Below are 13443 nucleotides of genomic sequence, written 5' to 3'. Positions count from 1 at the left end.
GGGGAAACCCGCCCTTTTAACGTATGGCGATAGATGTTCTGGATGTAATTTCCCTCAGTCTGTTTAAGCAGCAGATTGAGTTTGAGGAAGACGACAGGGACGAGCTGATCACGCTGTACGCCCAGGCCGCTTTTGACTACTGCATACGCTGGTGCGATGAACCAGCATGGAAGGTTGCGGCTGATATTCCTGCCGCCGTTAAGGGCGCCGTTTTGCTTGTCTTTGCTGACATGTTTGAACACCGGACGGCACAAAGCGAAGTGCAGCTTTATGAGAATGCAGCAGCCGAACGCATGATGTTCATTCATCGCAACTGGCGCGGTAAAGCCGAATCAGAGGAGGGCTCCTGATGGAACCGGGACGATTCAGGCACCGGGTAAAAATTCTCACCTTCACAACCTCGCGTGATCCATCTGGCCAGCCGGTTGAATCGTGGAGTGGTGGCAGGCCGATTTCTGCCGAGGTGAAGGGGATCAGCGGCAGAGAGCAGCTGTCAGGCGGCGTGGAGACGGCGCAGGCAACTATTCGCGTATGGATGCGCTTCAGGGCTGACCTGAACGCCTCTTCTCGTCTGGAAGTGCTAAGCGGGCCGTATAAAGGCCAGGTGCTAAATATCATCGGTCCTCCGGTAGCAAATTCGACCGGCACTCGCCTGGAAATTCTTTGCAAAACGGGAGCTGAAAAATGATTGAGACGAGCCTCGATTTTTCCGGGTTAAATGACATAGCAAAGGATCTGGAGGCGCTTAGCCGCGCTGAAAACAATAAGGTTCTTCGTGATGCCACGCGCGCCGGCGCGGAAGTGCTTAAGGAAGAAGTGATCGCACGTGCACCGGTACGCACCGGAAAACTGAAAAAAAACGTGGTGGTGGTTACCCAAAAAAGCCGCCGCCGCGGGGAAATTTCTTCCGGCGTCCATATTCGTGGCGTTAACCCGCGCACCGGCAACAGCGATAACACGATGAAGGCTAATAACCCGAGAAACGCCTTTTACTGGCGATTCGTTGAGCTGGGCACCGCGAACATGCCTGCACATCCGTTTGTGCGACCCGCTTACGATACTCGCGAGGAAGAGGCCGCCAGCGTCGCCATTGCCAGGATGAATCAGGCTATTGATGAGGTATTGAGCAAGTGAATGAAGATAATATCTACGCCTTGCTTTCTTCCCTGGCAGAAGGACGGGTATACCCCTATGTTGCGCCATTAGGTAGTGACGGGAAACCGTCTGTCTCTCCACCCTGGATTATCTTTTCCATCGTCGATGATGTTTCCGCTGACGTACTGTGTGGCCAGGCAGAGAGCAGGGTTTCCGTTCAGGTCGATGTGTATTCCACTTCGATCGCTGAATCACGATCCCTGAGAGATTTGGTGCTCGCTTCGCTTGAGCCGTTAACCCCTACAGAGGTGGTAAAAATCCCCGGGTACGAGCCAGATTATCGGCTCTACCGTGCCACCCTGGATTTTAAAGTTACCCCCTGACAATTAATTCACCCAACGAACCCGCCTGATGGCGGGTTTTCTTTTTCCAGGAGACAGCTATGTCTGCACTTTATGAAAAATCGCAGCTGACGAAGATCCTTATTTCCTCCCTGCCAGCCACCAAAGAAACGATGGATTCCGCAACCTTCCTCGATCTGAGTTGCACCATCAAAGAAATTCAGTTCACCGGTGGTCAGAAGCAGGATATCGACGTAACAACACTTTGCTCTACCGAGCAGGAGAACATCAACGGCCTGCCTTCTCCGTCAGAAATCTCTCTGTCCGGCAACTTCTACAAGAATCCGGCGCAGGACGCCTTGCGTGATGCGTATGACAACGATACGACCTACGCTTTCCAGGTCATTTTCCCGTCCGGCAAAGGCTTTAAGTTCCTGGCTGAAATCCGCCAGCACACCTGGTCTTCCGGTACCAACGGCGTAGTGGCGGCAACGTTCTCCCTGCGCCTGAAAGGTAAGCCTGAAAGCATCGAGTCTGGCTCCTGAGAGGTCGCATGAAGAATATTAAAAATCTCGCCCTGGCTAAGATGTCGGGTTTTCGTCATAAGACGGTCGCCGTTCCTGAGTGGGAAGGCGTCAAAGTGGTTCTCCGTGAGCCGTCAGGTGAAGCCTGGCTGCGCTGGCAGGAGGTGGTGAAAGGGGGTGCCGACGATGAAAATGTGTCGGTATCGGAAAAGGCGCACCGTAATCTTTGCGCTGACGTGGTGCTCTTCATTGACGTCCTGTGCGACACCGATAAGCAACCGGTATTCAGCGTAGACGAAGAAGAGCAGGTGCGTGAAATCTACGGCCCCGTCCATTCACGCCTGCTCAAACAGGCTCTTGACCTGATCAACAATGCGGACGAAGCGCGGGAAAAGTCTCAACCCCCGGCGTAAAGTTTCTGATGTCGCTTGCGCTCCGGATGGGGCGCACGCTCTCAGAGCTTCGGCAGAATATGACGGCAAGCGAGCTTCTGATGTGGATTGAGTTCGACAGGCAAAGTCCGGTTGGCGATATCCGTGGCGACATTCAGGCAGCCCAGCTCGTCTCTGCCATCTACGGCTCGCAGGGGGCAAAAGTAACGCTGGACGATGCGATCCTGCGCTGGGGTGGTGATGAGCAATCAGAACCGAAGGACCCGTTTGCAGGACTTGAGGCTGCACTTACAGCTGCAACTCAGTGACAAATCTAGTACCTGGGTTTAGCATTAGCATGAATAATGCAATCAAGGTGCAAAAATGAAAAAGTTAATTATAGCCGTCATGTGTTTGTTTTTTATCAGCGCGTGTAAGCCTGAGAAAAATGATTTTATTAAAAATGGCGAAAACATCGTCAGAGAGAAATTAAATAACCCAGATGATGCTAAGTTTAACGCTGAATATTTTAAGTATGGTGATAATGCAGCATACGTTTGTGGTGATGTGACTTACAAAAAAAATAATGATGGCACAAGTTATCGTAATAAATTTTACGTCTATGTCGAGATTATTGATGGGAAATTAACAAGTAATGGTTCAGCAGTGTTGATTAAAGAGGACGACAAGGCATTTCTTGAGGTCTATAAGACGCTTTGCAGGTAGGGCAATTTTATTCAATACGAAGCTCGCTGTGTGCGAGCTTTTTTATTTGGTGAAAGCATGGCAACTCTTCGCGAACTGATAATTAAAATCTCTGCTAACTCCCAATCGTTCCAGTCGGAAATTTCCCGCGCCTCACGCATGGGGCAGGATTATTACCGAACCATGCAAAATGGTGGCCGCCAAGCGGCAGCCGCGTCCAGAGAAACTCAGAGAGCTTTGGCTGACTTAACGGGACAACTTAATTCCGCTAAGGCGTCTGCTGTTGGTCTTGCCGGAGCATTTGCAGGAGCATATGCCACCGGGCACCTTATTTCTTTAGCTGACGAGTGGAGTTCAGTTAACGCCAGGTTAAAGCAGGCATCACAATCTACAGATGATTTCAACGAGTCACAGCGCGCGCTGATGGAAATCAGTCAGCGAACCGGTACGGCATTTTCAGATAATGCCAGCCTTTTTGCGCGTTCAGCCGCTTCTATGCGTGAATATGGCTACAGTTCAGAAGAGGTTCTGAAGGTAACCGAGGCTATATCAACAGGGCTTAAGCTGTCAGGTGCAAGCTCGTCTGAGGCCAGTTCTGTAATCACGCAGTTCAGCCAGGCTCTGGCGCAGGGTGTTCTTCGTGGCGAGGAATTTAACTCCGTCAACGAAAACGGTGATCGCGTTATTCGCGCGCTGGCATCCGGCATGGGTGTCGCCAGGAAAGACTTAAAGGCTATGGCCGATCAGGGACAACTTACCGCCGATAAAGTTGTTCCGGCTTTAATCAGCCAGCTTGGGGCGTTACAGGATGAATATAGCGCGATGCCACAGACCGTTGCATCAGCAACGACCAAAATTGAAAACGCATTTCTGGCGTGGGTAGGTGGTGCAAATGAAGCCACTGGGGCGACAAGCGCGCTAACCGGGGCATTGAATGCGATTTCAGATAATATCAATACCGTTGCCTCTGCTGCTGGCGTGCTGGCGGCCATCGGAGGTTCAAGATTTATTGGCGGCATGATTGGCGATCTTGGAAGCCAGACGGCGCAGTTGGTTGAAGCGAGGAAAAATGAAATAGCGCTCGCCGCCGCAAGGGCAAGTACAGCCACACAATCACAGCGCAAGGCCGCTGCCGATGCTATTGCTGCTGAGCGGGCTTACCAGCTTGCCCAGTCAGAACTTGTGCTGGCAAAGAATACTAATGCTGAGGCTACTGCCACTCAAAATGCCATATCCAAGCGCCGGGCAATGATTACAGCAAATGCGGCACTGGTACAGTCAAACAGAGCCGTTGCAGCCTCTCAGAAGGCACTAAACTCTGCAACATCAGTGCTGGGGCTTGTAAAAACAGGCGCTACAGGCCTGCTGGGTCTTGTCGGCGGGTTGCCTGGGCTGTTGATGCTGGGGGCCGGTGCCTGGTACACGATGTATCAGAATCAGGAGCAGGCACGTCGTTCCGCCCAGGAGTATGCTGGTCAGATTGATGAAATTAGGCAAAAAACCTCAAAAATGTCTCTGACCGAGACGGATGAAAATCGTGGGCAAACCGTTGAGGCTCTCGTTGAACAAAATCGTTTGGTTGATGAGCAAGCCAAAAAGGTTGGTGAGCTGAAGAACCAGATCGACGATTTGAATGCATCGCGTGGAAAACCGGGCATTACCAGCGAGAACGATGCAAATATCCTTAAAGCAATAGCTATTGTTACGGATCAACTCGCTGTTGAAGAGGGAAAATTGAATGACATGCGAGATAAATCTCGCGGCATTCAGCAGGCTCTCGAAGAAATTGAGCGGCGTCGTAATGATTTAATACGCGAACAAGCCTGGCGACAGAATGCGGTATATCAATCGATGATCATAATGAATGGTCAGCATACTGAATTTAACCGTCTGCTGGGTCTGGGAAATCAGCTATTAATGGCCCGGCAAGGGCTGGCTAACGTCCCGCTCAGACTTCCTCAGGCCGACCTCGACAAAAAGCAAACCGATGCCCTCGAAAAGAGCCGCCGGGATCTGGAGTTGTCACGCCTGAAGGGTGAAGCAAAAGAGCGCCTGCGTCTGAGTTATGCAGCCGATGATCTGGGGTTAACCAGTGATCCGCAATTCCAGACAAGCCGTCAGGAGTTGATTAATAACGGCCTTGCTGAATGGCGGAATAATGAGGCCAACAAACCTAAGGCGAAGGGCGGTAAAACCGAAGGCGAGAAAACCGAGGATGTGTATAAGCGCCTTATCAAGCAGCAAAAAGAGCAGATTGCCCTGCAGGGCCAGAATACTGAACTGGCGAAGGTTAAATTTCAGGTCAGCCAGGGGGAGCTTGCTTCTCTGACAGAAGCCCAGAAAAAGACGGTATTGCAGAATGCAGCGCTGATTGACCAGGTTAAATTGCGTGAGCAACTGCGAAATTACGAAGCCAACCTCGCCGACAGTAACGCCAGCGCCCGAGCAGCTAATGAAGGGCAACTGCTGGGTTACGGGCAGGGTACCAGGTTCCGTGAAAGACTTCAGGAGCAGTTCAATCTGCGTAAGGAGTTCGAGCAGAAGAATACCGATCTTCTCCGCCAGCGTCAGGCTGGTGAAATCGACGAGACGTTCTATCAGCAGGGGCTGGCACTTAATAAGCGCTACCTCGAAGAGCGCCTGCGCGACCAGGAGGGATATTACGCAGCTTCTGATGCGCAGCGTGACGACTGGATGACGGGACTGTCTGAGGGTTATGCGAACTGGGTGGATGAAGCGACAGATTACTCCTCCATGGCAGCTGACGGGATGAAGCAGGCAATGGGTGGGGCGGTAACTTCGATTACTGACATGCTCAATGGTAACGTCGACAGCTGGAAGGACTGGGGTGTCAGCGTACTGAAGATCATCCAGAATGTTCTGGTCAATATGGCTGTTGCTAACGGCGTCAGTTCAATTGGTTCTCTCTTCAGCTTTGGCGCATCTTCCGCCGCTGCCGCCAGTAGCGGTACTGCAATTCAGAACGCTGGCGCGAACTTCACCTTTAACGCGAAGGGTAATGTTTACGACTCTCCGTCCCTGAGCGCATACAGCAATGGCGTGTTTCAGACCCCTCAGCTTTTTGCTTTTGCCAAAGGAGCGGGTGTGTTTGCAGAGGCTGGACCTGAAGCCATTATGCCGCTTACCCGTGCTGCTGATGGTTCGCTTGGCGTTCGGGCTGTTGGCACTGGTGGTGGTCAGGCTGTATCTTCGGCTCCACAGGTTTACATCACCATCGATGGCAACGGAAATACTTCCACGCAGACTTCACCCGGCCTTGAGCAATTTGGTGCTGATGTCGGTAAATATATTGATCAGCGATATAAGCAGAACATCATGCGAGATATTCGCCCTGGCGGTGACATCTGGAACGCAATGAAAGGAACCCGATAAAAATGGCTATCGAAACTTTCACCTGGTGCCCACGACTTAACGCTGAGGCAGATATAAATTTCCGCGTCAGGAAAGCACAGTTTGGTGATGGATATGAGCAGGTTTCAGGGGATGGATTGAATACCAGAACCCAGCAGTGGACGCTCAACTTTACTGGCAACGAAACCTACATTTCCGCCATTAAATCTTTTCTCGACAGGCATGAAGGGACGAAAGCCTTTCAGTGGAAGCCACCGCTCGAACCTTTGGGTTTGTATCGTTGCGAAACATATAAACCCACCGGGCTCGGCGCGGGGAAATTCAACCTTGAAGCAACATTCATCCAGGCATTTAAACCATGAGCTTAAACGCAGATTATCAGAAGCTGGAATCCGGAAACGATGTTCGTCTGATTGAGGTGGACGGTTCTTCCTTTGGGCTAACGGACGTTCTCCGCTTTCACAATTACAGCATTCCCCATACAGAAGCGGAAATCATCGCCGCTGGTGGGGATGAGTCCAAGCTTCCGGCGAAACCAATCTGGTGGCAGGGAAATGAATACGCCGCCTGGCCGTATCAACTGGAAGGTCTGGAGAAATCAACCAGTGGGAGCAATGCAACGCCATCACTGACGGTTGCGAACATCGAAAGCTCCATTTCTGCTCTGTGTCTTGCGTATGACGATCTGCTGCAGGCGAAAGTCACTATTCACGACACAAAAGAGAAATATCTCGATGCCAGGAATTTCGCAGACGGTAACACTACAGCAGACCCGACTCAGGAAAAGCTGCAGGTCTGGTATATCGACGGGAAAACGGGCGAGCTTGCCGGTGAAACCGTTGAATTTGTTCTGTCCAGCCCAATGGACCTGCAGGGGCAAATGATCCCGACGCGACAGCTTCATTCCCTGTGTACCTGGTGCATCCGGAATAAATATCGTACCGGCGACGGCTGCGACTATGCCGGCACCCGCTATTTCGATAAAAACAACAACCCGGTAAGCGATCCGTCGCTGGATGAATGCAATGGCACGCTGACGGCCTGCAAACTCCGATTCGGCGAAAATAACGAACTCTCGTTTGGTGGCTTCCCTGGTACGTCGCTGATCAGGAGTTGATATGCGTCAGAAAACCATCGATGCGATTATGGCGCATGCTGCAGCTGACTATCCTCGCGAGTGTTGCGGCGTGGTGGCGCAAAAAAGCCGCGTTGAACGTTATTTCCCGTGCCGGAATCTTGCCGCTGCGCCGGAGGACAATTTTGTCCTTTGCCACGAAGACTACGCAGCTGCTGAGGACTGGGGAACGGTGATCGCCATCGTTCACAGTCACCCTGACGCCACAACGCAACCGAGCGAACTGGATAAAGCGCAATGCGACGCAACGCTTTTACCCTGGCATATTGTGAGCTGGCCGGAGGGGGATTTACGCACCATCCAGCCGCGCGGAGAACTGCCACTGCTGGAGCGTCCGTTTGTGCTTGGACACTTCGACTGCTGGGGGCTGGTAATGAGCTATTTCCGGCAGACCCACGGTATCGAGCTCCACGATTACCGGGTTGATTATCCCTGGTGGGAAAACGACTATCCGGACAACTTCTATCAGGATTGCTGGTATGAGTGCGGATTCCGTGAATTCGACGGACCACCGAAACCCGGCGATATGGTGATCATGCAGGTCCAGGCTGATAAGTGGAACCACGCTGGAATTCTGCTGGAGGGCAATATGCTGCTGCACCACCTGTACGGACATCTGAGCCAGCGCGTGCCGTATGGTGGCTACTGGCAGGAAAGGACGATGAAGATTCTTAGACATCAGAATTTTATTTAACAAACTGTCACTGATACTATCGTGTAGTACACGGCAAGGAGAACGATATGTATACAGTTGGGTTTGGTTGGATCTTCGTCGGTATTTTTATTGGGTTAATTCTCTGGTTTTTCATCAACCGCGCCAGCGTCAGAGCGAACAGGCAGGTTGAATTACTTGAGTCTATCGACCAGAAATTATCAAAAATAGTAGATCCAAACTTCGAGGCAAATAACAAAGACCAGTCGAAAGAAAACTACCTTGAAGAAGCAAGGAAAAAAGCTGGGCTTTGAGAGCGTAAATTAATAAACCACCTACGGGTGGTTTTTTTATGGGGGCAGCATGCAAGAGGTAATGACAAGAATTGAGCTAAGTGGCGTGCTAGCTAAGACATATGGAAGGGTTCATCACCGTCTGGTTCGCACTACTGCTGAAGCCATTAATGCACTCGCGAAAACCATCAATGGATTCGAGAAATTCTTAAACACAAGCAAAGCCCGAGGGCTGACGTATGCCGTTTATAGAGATAAAAAGAATATTGGCGTTGATGATCTCGGCTTTCCCGTCACCGGCGAAGTGATCCGGATTGTCCCTGTAGTAATAGGGAGTAAAAAGGCTGGTCTTTTGCAGACGATCTTGGGGGCCGTGCTTATTACTGCTGCTGTGTTGACTGGCCCCGGCGGTATTGGCGCTGCTTTCGCTGCTGGTGGATTGACGGGGTTTGCTGCTGCCACTGGTGCCTCGTTGGTCCTCGGTGGGGTTATTCAGCTGCTTTCACCGCAGCCATCAGGCATAGCCAGTAAACAAAGCGCAGATAACCGTGCATCGTATGCGTTTGGCGGGGTAACCAACACTGCAGCGCAAGGCTACCCAGTGCCTCTGCTTTATGGTAAGCGTCGAATCGGCGGAGCGATTATTTCTGCCGGAATTTATGTCGAAGATCAGCAGTAGATAACTAACCTTTTTTCTGGCCACCTTCGGGTGGCTTTTTTATGGGCGCAATATGGCTACAGATAAAGTGTTAAAAGGCCGCAAGGGCGGCAGCTCAAGTTCCCGAACCCCTACCGAACAGCCTGATGATCTGCAATCTGTAGCGAAGGCAAAGATCCTCGTTGCGCTTGGGGAAGGGGAGTTTGCTGGACAGCTCACCGGCAAAGATATCTACCTGGACGGAACAGCGCTGGAGAATGCTGACGGCTCCCAAAACTTCAGCGGGGTAACGTGGGAGTTTCGCGCGGGAACTCAGGCGCAAAAATATATTCAGGGTATTCCCGGTACCGAAAACGAGATCAGCGTAGGAACTGAGGTATCAAGTGCCACAGCCTGGACGCGCACGTTTACCAATACGCAGCTTTCAGCAGTTCGCCTGCGTCTTAAATGGCCCTCGCTTTTCAAACAGGAGGACGACGGCGATCTGGTGGGTTACTCGGTCAATTATGCAATTGACCTGCAGACGGACGGCGGCGCATGGCAGACGGTACTCAATACCAGCGTGACCGGAAAAACGACGTCTGGTTATGAGCGCAGCCATCGTATTGATTTACCGCAGGCTGGCAGCACCTGGACAATCCGCCTGCGTAAGATTACCTCTGACGCCAACAGCGCGAAGATCGGCGACACGATGACGCTGCAGAGCTTCACTGAGGTGATTGACGCCAAGTTACGATATCCAAACACAGCGCTACTCTACATCGAATTCGATTCAAGTCAGTTTAACGGCTCTATCCCGCAGATCTCCTGCGAGCCCCGCGGCCGTGTTATCCGCGTTCCAGATACCTACGACCCTGAAATCCGCACTTATAGCGGTACATGGACCGGTGCGTTTAAGTGGGCATGGACGGATAACCCTGCGTGGATTTTTTACGATCTGGTTGTTTCTGACCGGTTCGGCCTCGGGCACCGTTTGACCGCTGCGAATATTGATAAATGGACGCTTTATCAGGTTGCCCAGTATTGTGATCAGATGGTACCAGACGGCAAAGGGGGCAACGGTACCGAACCACGTTATACCTGCAACGTGTACATCCAGGACCGGAACGACGCCTACACAGTCCTGCGTGATTTTGCCGCTATCTTCCGTGGCATGACCTACTGGGGCGGGGATCAGATTGTGGCCCTGGCTGACATGCCGCGCGATGTTGATTACAGCTATACGCGCGCTAACGTTGTTGGCGGTCGCTTCACCTATTCGAGCAGCACCACGAAAAGCCGCTACACCACAGCGCTGGTTTCATGGTCAGACCCGGGTAACGCTTATGCCGACGCGATGGAGCCGGTATTTGAGCAGGCGCTGGTGGCGCGGTACGGCTTCAATCAGCTGGAAATGACAGCCATCGGCTGCACCAGGCAGTCAGAGGCGAACCGAAAGGGGCGCTGGGGTATTCTCACCAATAACAAGGATCGCGTTGTTTCGTTTGATGTCGGGCTGGACGGAAACATTCCGCAGCCGGGCTACATCATCGCCGTGGCAGACGAGCTGCTTTCCGGAAAGGTTATGGGCGGCCGCATCAGCGCCGTTAACGGTCGCGTTATCAAACTTGACCGCGTAGCTGATGCAGCACCAGGTGATCGCCTTATTCTCAACCTTCCCTCCGGAGCGTCGCAGAGCAGGACCATTCAGGCCGTGAACGGGGAATCAGTCACAGTCACCACGGCATACAGTGAGACGCCACAGGCCGAAGCTGTTTGGGTGGTTGAATCTGACGAGCTTTACGCGCAGCAGTATCGTGTTGTGAGTGTCGCTGATAACGATGATGGCACTTTCACCATTACCGGTGCATGGCACGATCCGGATAAATATGCCCGAATCGATACCGGAGCCATCATTGACCAGCGGCCGGTGAGCGTGATCCCGCCGGGCAACCAGTCGCCGCCTGCGAACATCGTGATCAGCTCGTTTTCTGTGGTGCAGCAAAATATCAGCGTCGAAACGATGCGCGTGAGCTGGGACCAGGCGCAGAACGCTATCGCCTATGAAGCGCAATGGCGCCGCAACGATGGGAACTGGGTTAACGTGCCGCGCAGCTCCACCACGTCATTCGACGTCCCCGGGATTTATGCCGGGCGCTACCTGGTGCGCGTACGCGCAATCAATGCCGCAGAAATCTCGTCCGGATGGGGCTATTCGGAAGAGAAAACGCTGACGGGGAAAGTGGGCAATCCGCCGAAACCGGTCGGCTTCATCGCTTCTGATAATGTGGTTTTCGGTATCGAGCTGAGCTGGGGATTCCCGGCGAACACCGAAGACACGCTGAAGACTGAAATTCAGTACAGCCTGACCGGTACCGAGGACGATGCGATGCTGCTGGCAGACGTACCCTATCCGCAGCGCAAGTATCAGCAGATGGGCCTAAAGGCTGGGCAAATTTTCTGGTACCGCGCGCAGCTGGTGGACCGCAGCGGAAACGAATCAGGGTATACAGACTTTGTGCGCGGACAGGCCAGCATTGATGTATCCGATATCACCGATGCCATTCTGGAGGACATGAAAGGTTCCGATACGTTCAAAGACCTGATCGAGAACGCGGTGGACAGCAATGAAAAAATTGCTGGCATGGCTGACGACATCAAACAGGCCAACGACGAACTGGCGCAACAGGCGCAGGAAATCGCCAAAAACGCCCAGGATATCGGGAAGGTTCAGACCAGCGTTACAAACCTGTCGAGCAAGGTCGGAGATGTTTCTTCTTCTCTGAACGAGCTTGAGCAGACAGTAGCGACGGCCGATACCGCACTGGGTCAGCGAATCGATAACATCAGCGTGTCTGTGGACGGCATGGCGGGAGGTGTGAAGAACTCCGCCATCGCGATTATTCAGGGCAATCTGGCGCAGGTGGCCGCGCGCAAAACACTGTCGGCATCGGTCGCCGGTAACAGCGCGCAGCTGGACCGCATTGATGAGGTGATCGTCAACGAGAAGGAGGCAACGGCGCGTTCGCTGCTGAGTTTGCAGACTGACGTGAACGGCAACAAGGCATCCATCAACAGCCTGAACCAGACGTTCTCGGACTATCAACAGGCTATGGCCACGCAGGTAAACGGCATCACGGCGACCATCAACGGGCATACGTCAGCCATTACCACTAACGCTCAGGCCATCGCGAACGTTAATGGTGATCTGAAAGCGATGTATAACATCAAGGTTGGCGTCGCCAGCAATGGACAGTATTACGCCGCAGGGATGGGGATCGGCGTTGAGAACACGCCATCCGGCATGCAGTCACAGGTCATCTTCCTGGCTGACCGCTTCGCCGTAACGCACCAGGCCGGAGCCACGGTGACCCTTCCGTTCGTTATCCAGAACGGGCAGGTAATTATCAGGGATACGGTAATAGGTGATGCCACTATCACGCGAGCGAAACTGGCTGAAACAATCAGCTCGGTTAACTACGTTCCGAACCAGTCTGGCCTGTCCATAAACTTTAGGACGGGCAAGCTTGAGAACTATGGTTCAACCGCGGGCGAAGGAGCAATGAAACAGACAAACGAAACTATAAGCGTGCGGGACTCCAACAATGTGTTGAGGGTGCAGATTGGGAGAATCACTGGTACATGGTGACTGGAGGCCCCTTATGGGGCCTTTTTTTTTGAAAGAGAAAACTATGGCTGAATACGGTGTTCAATCCTGGGACACATCAGGCAAGGTAAATAACTATGGCATTAAGCCCGTCAGTGTTTGTGGCTATCTCCAGCTGGCCCAGAACCAGAAAACAGGCTCTTACTCCGTAGCGCTTCCACCGGGTTGCAGGCTTACCTATTTTCAGGTCATGAACGGTGATCAGTTTGGAACGAGTCGGAGGAAGATCACTATTTCAGGGGGAACCGCGACAGTGTCAGCAGTAGGCGATACCGACTACTCAGCAGGGACTGAGCCTGCGGCAGCGGCTTATCTCATTTTCCAGATCGAGAGGGCATAAATGGCGGAGTATGGCGGTTTACTGACAACGACGAGCGGGGAAGTATGGGTGACCGCGAACAGCTCGCCAATCGCTCTACAGGCGCGAAAGACAGCGGCACTTCAGGGAACAACGGGTTTCAATACCAAAGTGACGCACACTTTCCCCGCAGGTCAGCCCGTTGTCGCGTTCGTTCATTGCACGGTTGAGGTCGAAATCACTCAGACGATAAGCGGGAACACCATCACGATTGATTTTCTCAGACCGAATGCAACCGGCACAGCGTACGTTTATTTTTTCTCTATTTTCCCGCAGACAAAGCCAGACTACGG

The 13443-nt window shown here is 52.5% G+C and carries 15 protein-coding genes and 2 pseudogenes; all 17 read left to right on the top strand.

Going from position 1 to position 13443, the window contains the following annotated elements:
* The first annotated feature begins 23 nt into the window (after nt 1-23).
* Nucleotides 24-350, top strand: coding sequence for a head-tail connector protein (locus ACQG11_RS00085; protein WP_006809159.1), 327 nt, complete (start codon nt 24-26; stop codon nt 348-350).
* Nucleotides 350-688, top strand: a complete 339-nt coding sequence (locus tag ACQG11_RS00080) for a phage head closure protein (RefSeq protein ID WP_006809158.1) — start codon at nt 350-352, stop codon at nt 686-688. The genes ACQG11_RS00085 and ACQG11_RS00080 overlap by 1 nt, the downstream gene beginning before the upstream one ends.
* Nucleotides 685-1134 (top strand): HK97-gp10 family putative phage morphogenesis protein, encoded by a 450-nt coding sequence (locus ACQG11_RS00075; RefSeq protein WP_006809157.1) that lies wholly within the window; start codon nt 685-687, stop codon nt 1132-1134. Before ACQG11_RS00080 ends, ACQG11_RS00075 begins: the two co-directional genes overlap by 4 nt.
* Entirely contained in the window at nt 1131-1478 is a 348-nt protein-coding gene (gene gp17, locus ACQG11_RS00070) for a tail completion protein gp17 (RefSeq protein ID WP_022648886.1), read from the top strand. The genes ACQG11_RS00075 and gp17 overlap by 4 nt, the downstream gene beginning before the upstream one ends.
* A 59-nt stretch (nt 1479-1537) precedes the next feature.
* A pseudogene (locus ACQG11_RS00065) lies at nt 1538-1963 on the top strand (phage tail tube protein); the annotation flags it as partial.
* Nucleotides 1964-1989: 26 nt separating this feature from the next.
* A complete protein-coding gene (locus ACQG11_RS00060; protein WP_016240212.1) occupies nt 1990-2373 on the top strand; it encodes a phage tail assembly chaperone in 384 nt (127 codons plus the stop codon).
* Nucleotides 2374-2381: 8 nt separating this feature from the next.
* Nucleotides 2382-2660 (top strand): phage tail assembly protein T, encoded by a 279-nt coding sequence (locus ACQG11_RS00055; protein WP_426728068.1) that lies wholly within the window; start codon nt 2382-2384, stop codon nt 2658-2660.
* Nucleotides 2661-2715: 55 nt separating this feature from the next.
* Entirely contained in the window at nt 2716-3057 is a 342-nt protein-coding gene (locus ACQG11_RS00050) for a hypothetical protein (RefSeq protein ID WP_285923895.1), read from the top strand.
* A gap of 57 nt (nt 3058-3114) precedes the next feature.
* Nucleotides 3115-6429, top strand: a complete 3315-nt coding sequence (locus ACQG11_RS00045; protein WP_426728067.1) for a phage tail tape measure protein — start codon at nt 3115-3117, stop codon at nt 6427-6429.
* A 2-nt stretch (nt 6430-6431) separates the two neighbouring features.
* Entirely contained in the window at nt 6432-6770 is a 339-nt protein-coding gene (locus ACQG11_RS00040; RefSeq protein ID WP_016063127.1) for a phage tail protein, read from the top strand.
* A complete protein-coding gene (locus ACQG11_RS00035) occupies nt 6767-7525 on the top strand; it encodes a phage minor tail protein L (RefSeq protein ID WP_059343127.1) in 759 nt (252 codons plus the stop codon). The genes ACQG11_RS00040 and ACQG11_RS00035 overlap by 4 nt, the downstream gene beginning before the upstream one ends.
* A 1-nt stretch (nt 7526) precedes the next feature.
* Nucleotides 7527-8237: a C40 family peptidase gene (locus ACQG11_RS00030; protein WP_426728066.1), complete on the top strand. Its 711-nt coding sequence runs from the start codon at nt 7527-7529 to the stop codon at nt 8235-8237.
* A gap of 47 nt (nt 8238-8284) precedes the next feature.
* A complete protein-coding gene (locus tag ACQG11_RS00025; RefSeq protein WP_015980116.1) occupies nt 8285-8509 on the top strand; it encodes a YebO family protein in 225 nt (74 codons plus the stop codon).
* A 49-nt stretch (nt 8510-8558) separates the two neighbouring features.
* Nucleotides 8559-9167, top strand: a complete 609-nt coding sequence (locus ACQG11_RS00020; protein ID WP_001158650.1) for a tail assembly protein — start codon at nt 8559-8561, stop codon at nt 9165-9167.
* A gap of 52 nt (nt 9168-9219) precedes the next feature.
* Nucleotides 9220-12774, top strand: coding sequence for a host specificity protein J (locus ACQG11_RS00015; protein ID WP_426728065.1), 3555 nt, complete (start codon nt 9220-9222; stop codon nt 12772-12774).
* Nucleotides 12775-12817: 43 nt separating this feature from the next.
* Nucleotides 12818-13132, top strand: coding sequence for a hypothetical protein (locus tag ACQG11_RS00010; RefSeq protein WP_032634448.1), 315 nt, complete (start codon nt 12818-12820; stop codon nt 13130-13132).
* Nucleotides 13133-13443, top strand: a pseudogene (locus ACQG11_RS00005) (hypothetical protein); the annotation flags it as partial.

The organism is Enterobacter cloacae complex sp. 372C4, from assembly GCF_050030615.1.
GTDB lineage: Bacteria > Pseudomonadota > Gammaproteobacteria > Enterobacterales > Enterobacteriaceae > Enterobacter > Enterobacter intestinihominis.
Note: the sequence above shows the minus strand (reverse complement) of the source record. Positions and strands in the feature narration are given on the sequence as shown.

Bases quoted from the DNA above. Each gene is read 5' to 3' on its own strand.
- ACQG11_RS00085 (WP_006809159.1), top strand. From the start codon at position 24: ATGGCGATAGATGTTCTGGATGTAATTTCCCTCAGTCTGTTTAAGCAG.
- ACQG11_RS00080 (WP_006809158.1), top strand. From the start codon at position 350: ATGGAACCGGGACGATTCAGGCACCGGGTAAAAATTCTCACCTTCACA.
- ACQG11_RS00075 (WP_006809157.1), top strand. From the start codon at position 685: ATGATTGAGACGAGCCTCGATTTTTCCGGGTTAAATGACATAGCAAAG.
- ACQG11_RS00060 (WP_016240212.1), top strand. From the start codon at position 1,990: ATGAAGAATATTAAAAATCTCGCCCTGGCTAAGATGTCGGGTTTTCGT.
- ACQG11_RS00055 (WP_426728068.1), top strand. From the start codon at position 2,382: ATGTCGCTTGCGCTCCGGATGGGGCGCACGCTCTCAGAGCTTCGGCAG.
- ACQG11_RS00050 (WP_285923895.1), top strand. From the start codon at position 2,716: ATGAAAAAGTTAATTATAGCCGTCATGTGTTTGTTTTTTATCAGCGCG.
- ACQG11_RS00045 (WP_426728067.1), top strand. From the start codon at position 3,115: ATGGCAACTCTTCGCGAACTGATAATTAAAATCTCTGCTAACTCCCAA.
- ACQG11_RS00040 (WP_016063127.1), top strand. From the start codon at position 6,432: ATGGCTATCGAAACTTTCACCTGGTGCCCACGACTTAACGCTGAGGCA.
- ACQG11_RS00035 (WP_059343127.1), top strand. From the start codon at position 6,767: ATGAGCTTAAACGCAGATTATCAGAAGCTGGAATCCGGAAACGATGTT.
- ACQG11_RS00030 (WP_426728066.1), top strand. From the start codon at position 7,527: ATGCGTCAGAAAACCATCGATGCGATTATGGCGCATGCTGCAGCTGAC.
- ACQG11_RS00025 (WP_015980116.1), top strand. From the start codon at position 8,285: ATGTATACAGTTGGGTTTGGTTGGATCTTCGTCGGTATTTTTATTGGG.
- ACQG11_RS00020 (WP_001158650.1), top strand. From the start codon at position 8,559: ATGCAAGAGGTAATGACAAGAATTGAGCTAAGTGGCGTGCTAGCTAAG.
- ACQG11_RS00015 (WP_426728065.1), top strand. From the start codon at position 9,220: ATGGCTACAGATAAAGTGTTAAAAGGCCGCAAGGGCGGCAGCTCAAGT.
- ACQG11_RS00010 (WP_032634448.1), top strand. From the start codon at position 12,818: ATGGCTGAATACGGTGTTCAATCCTGGGACACATCAGGCAAGGTAAAT.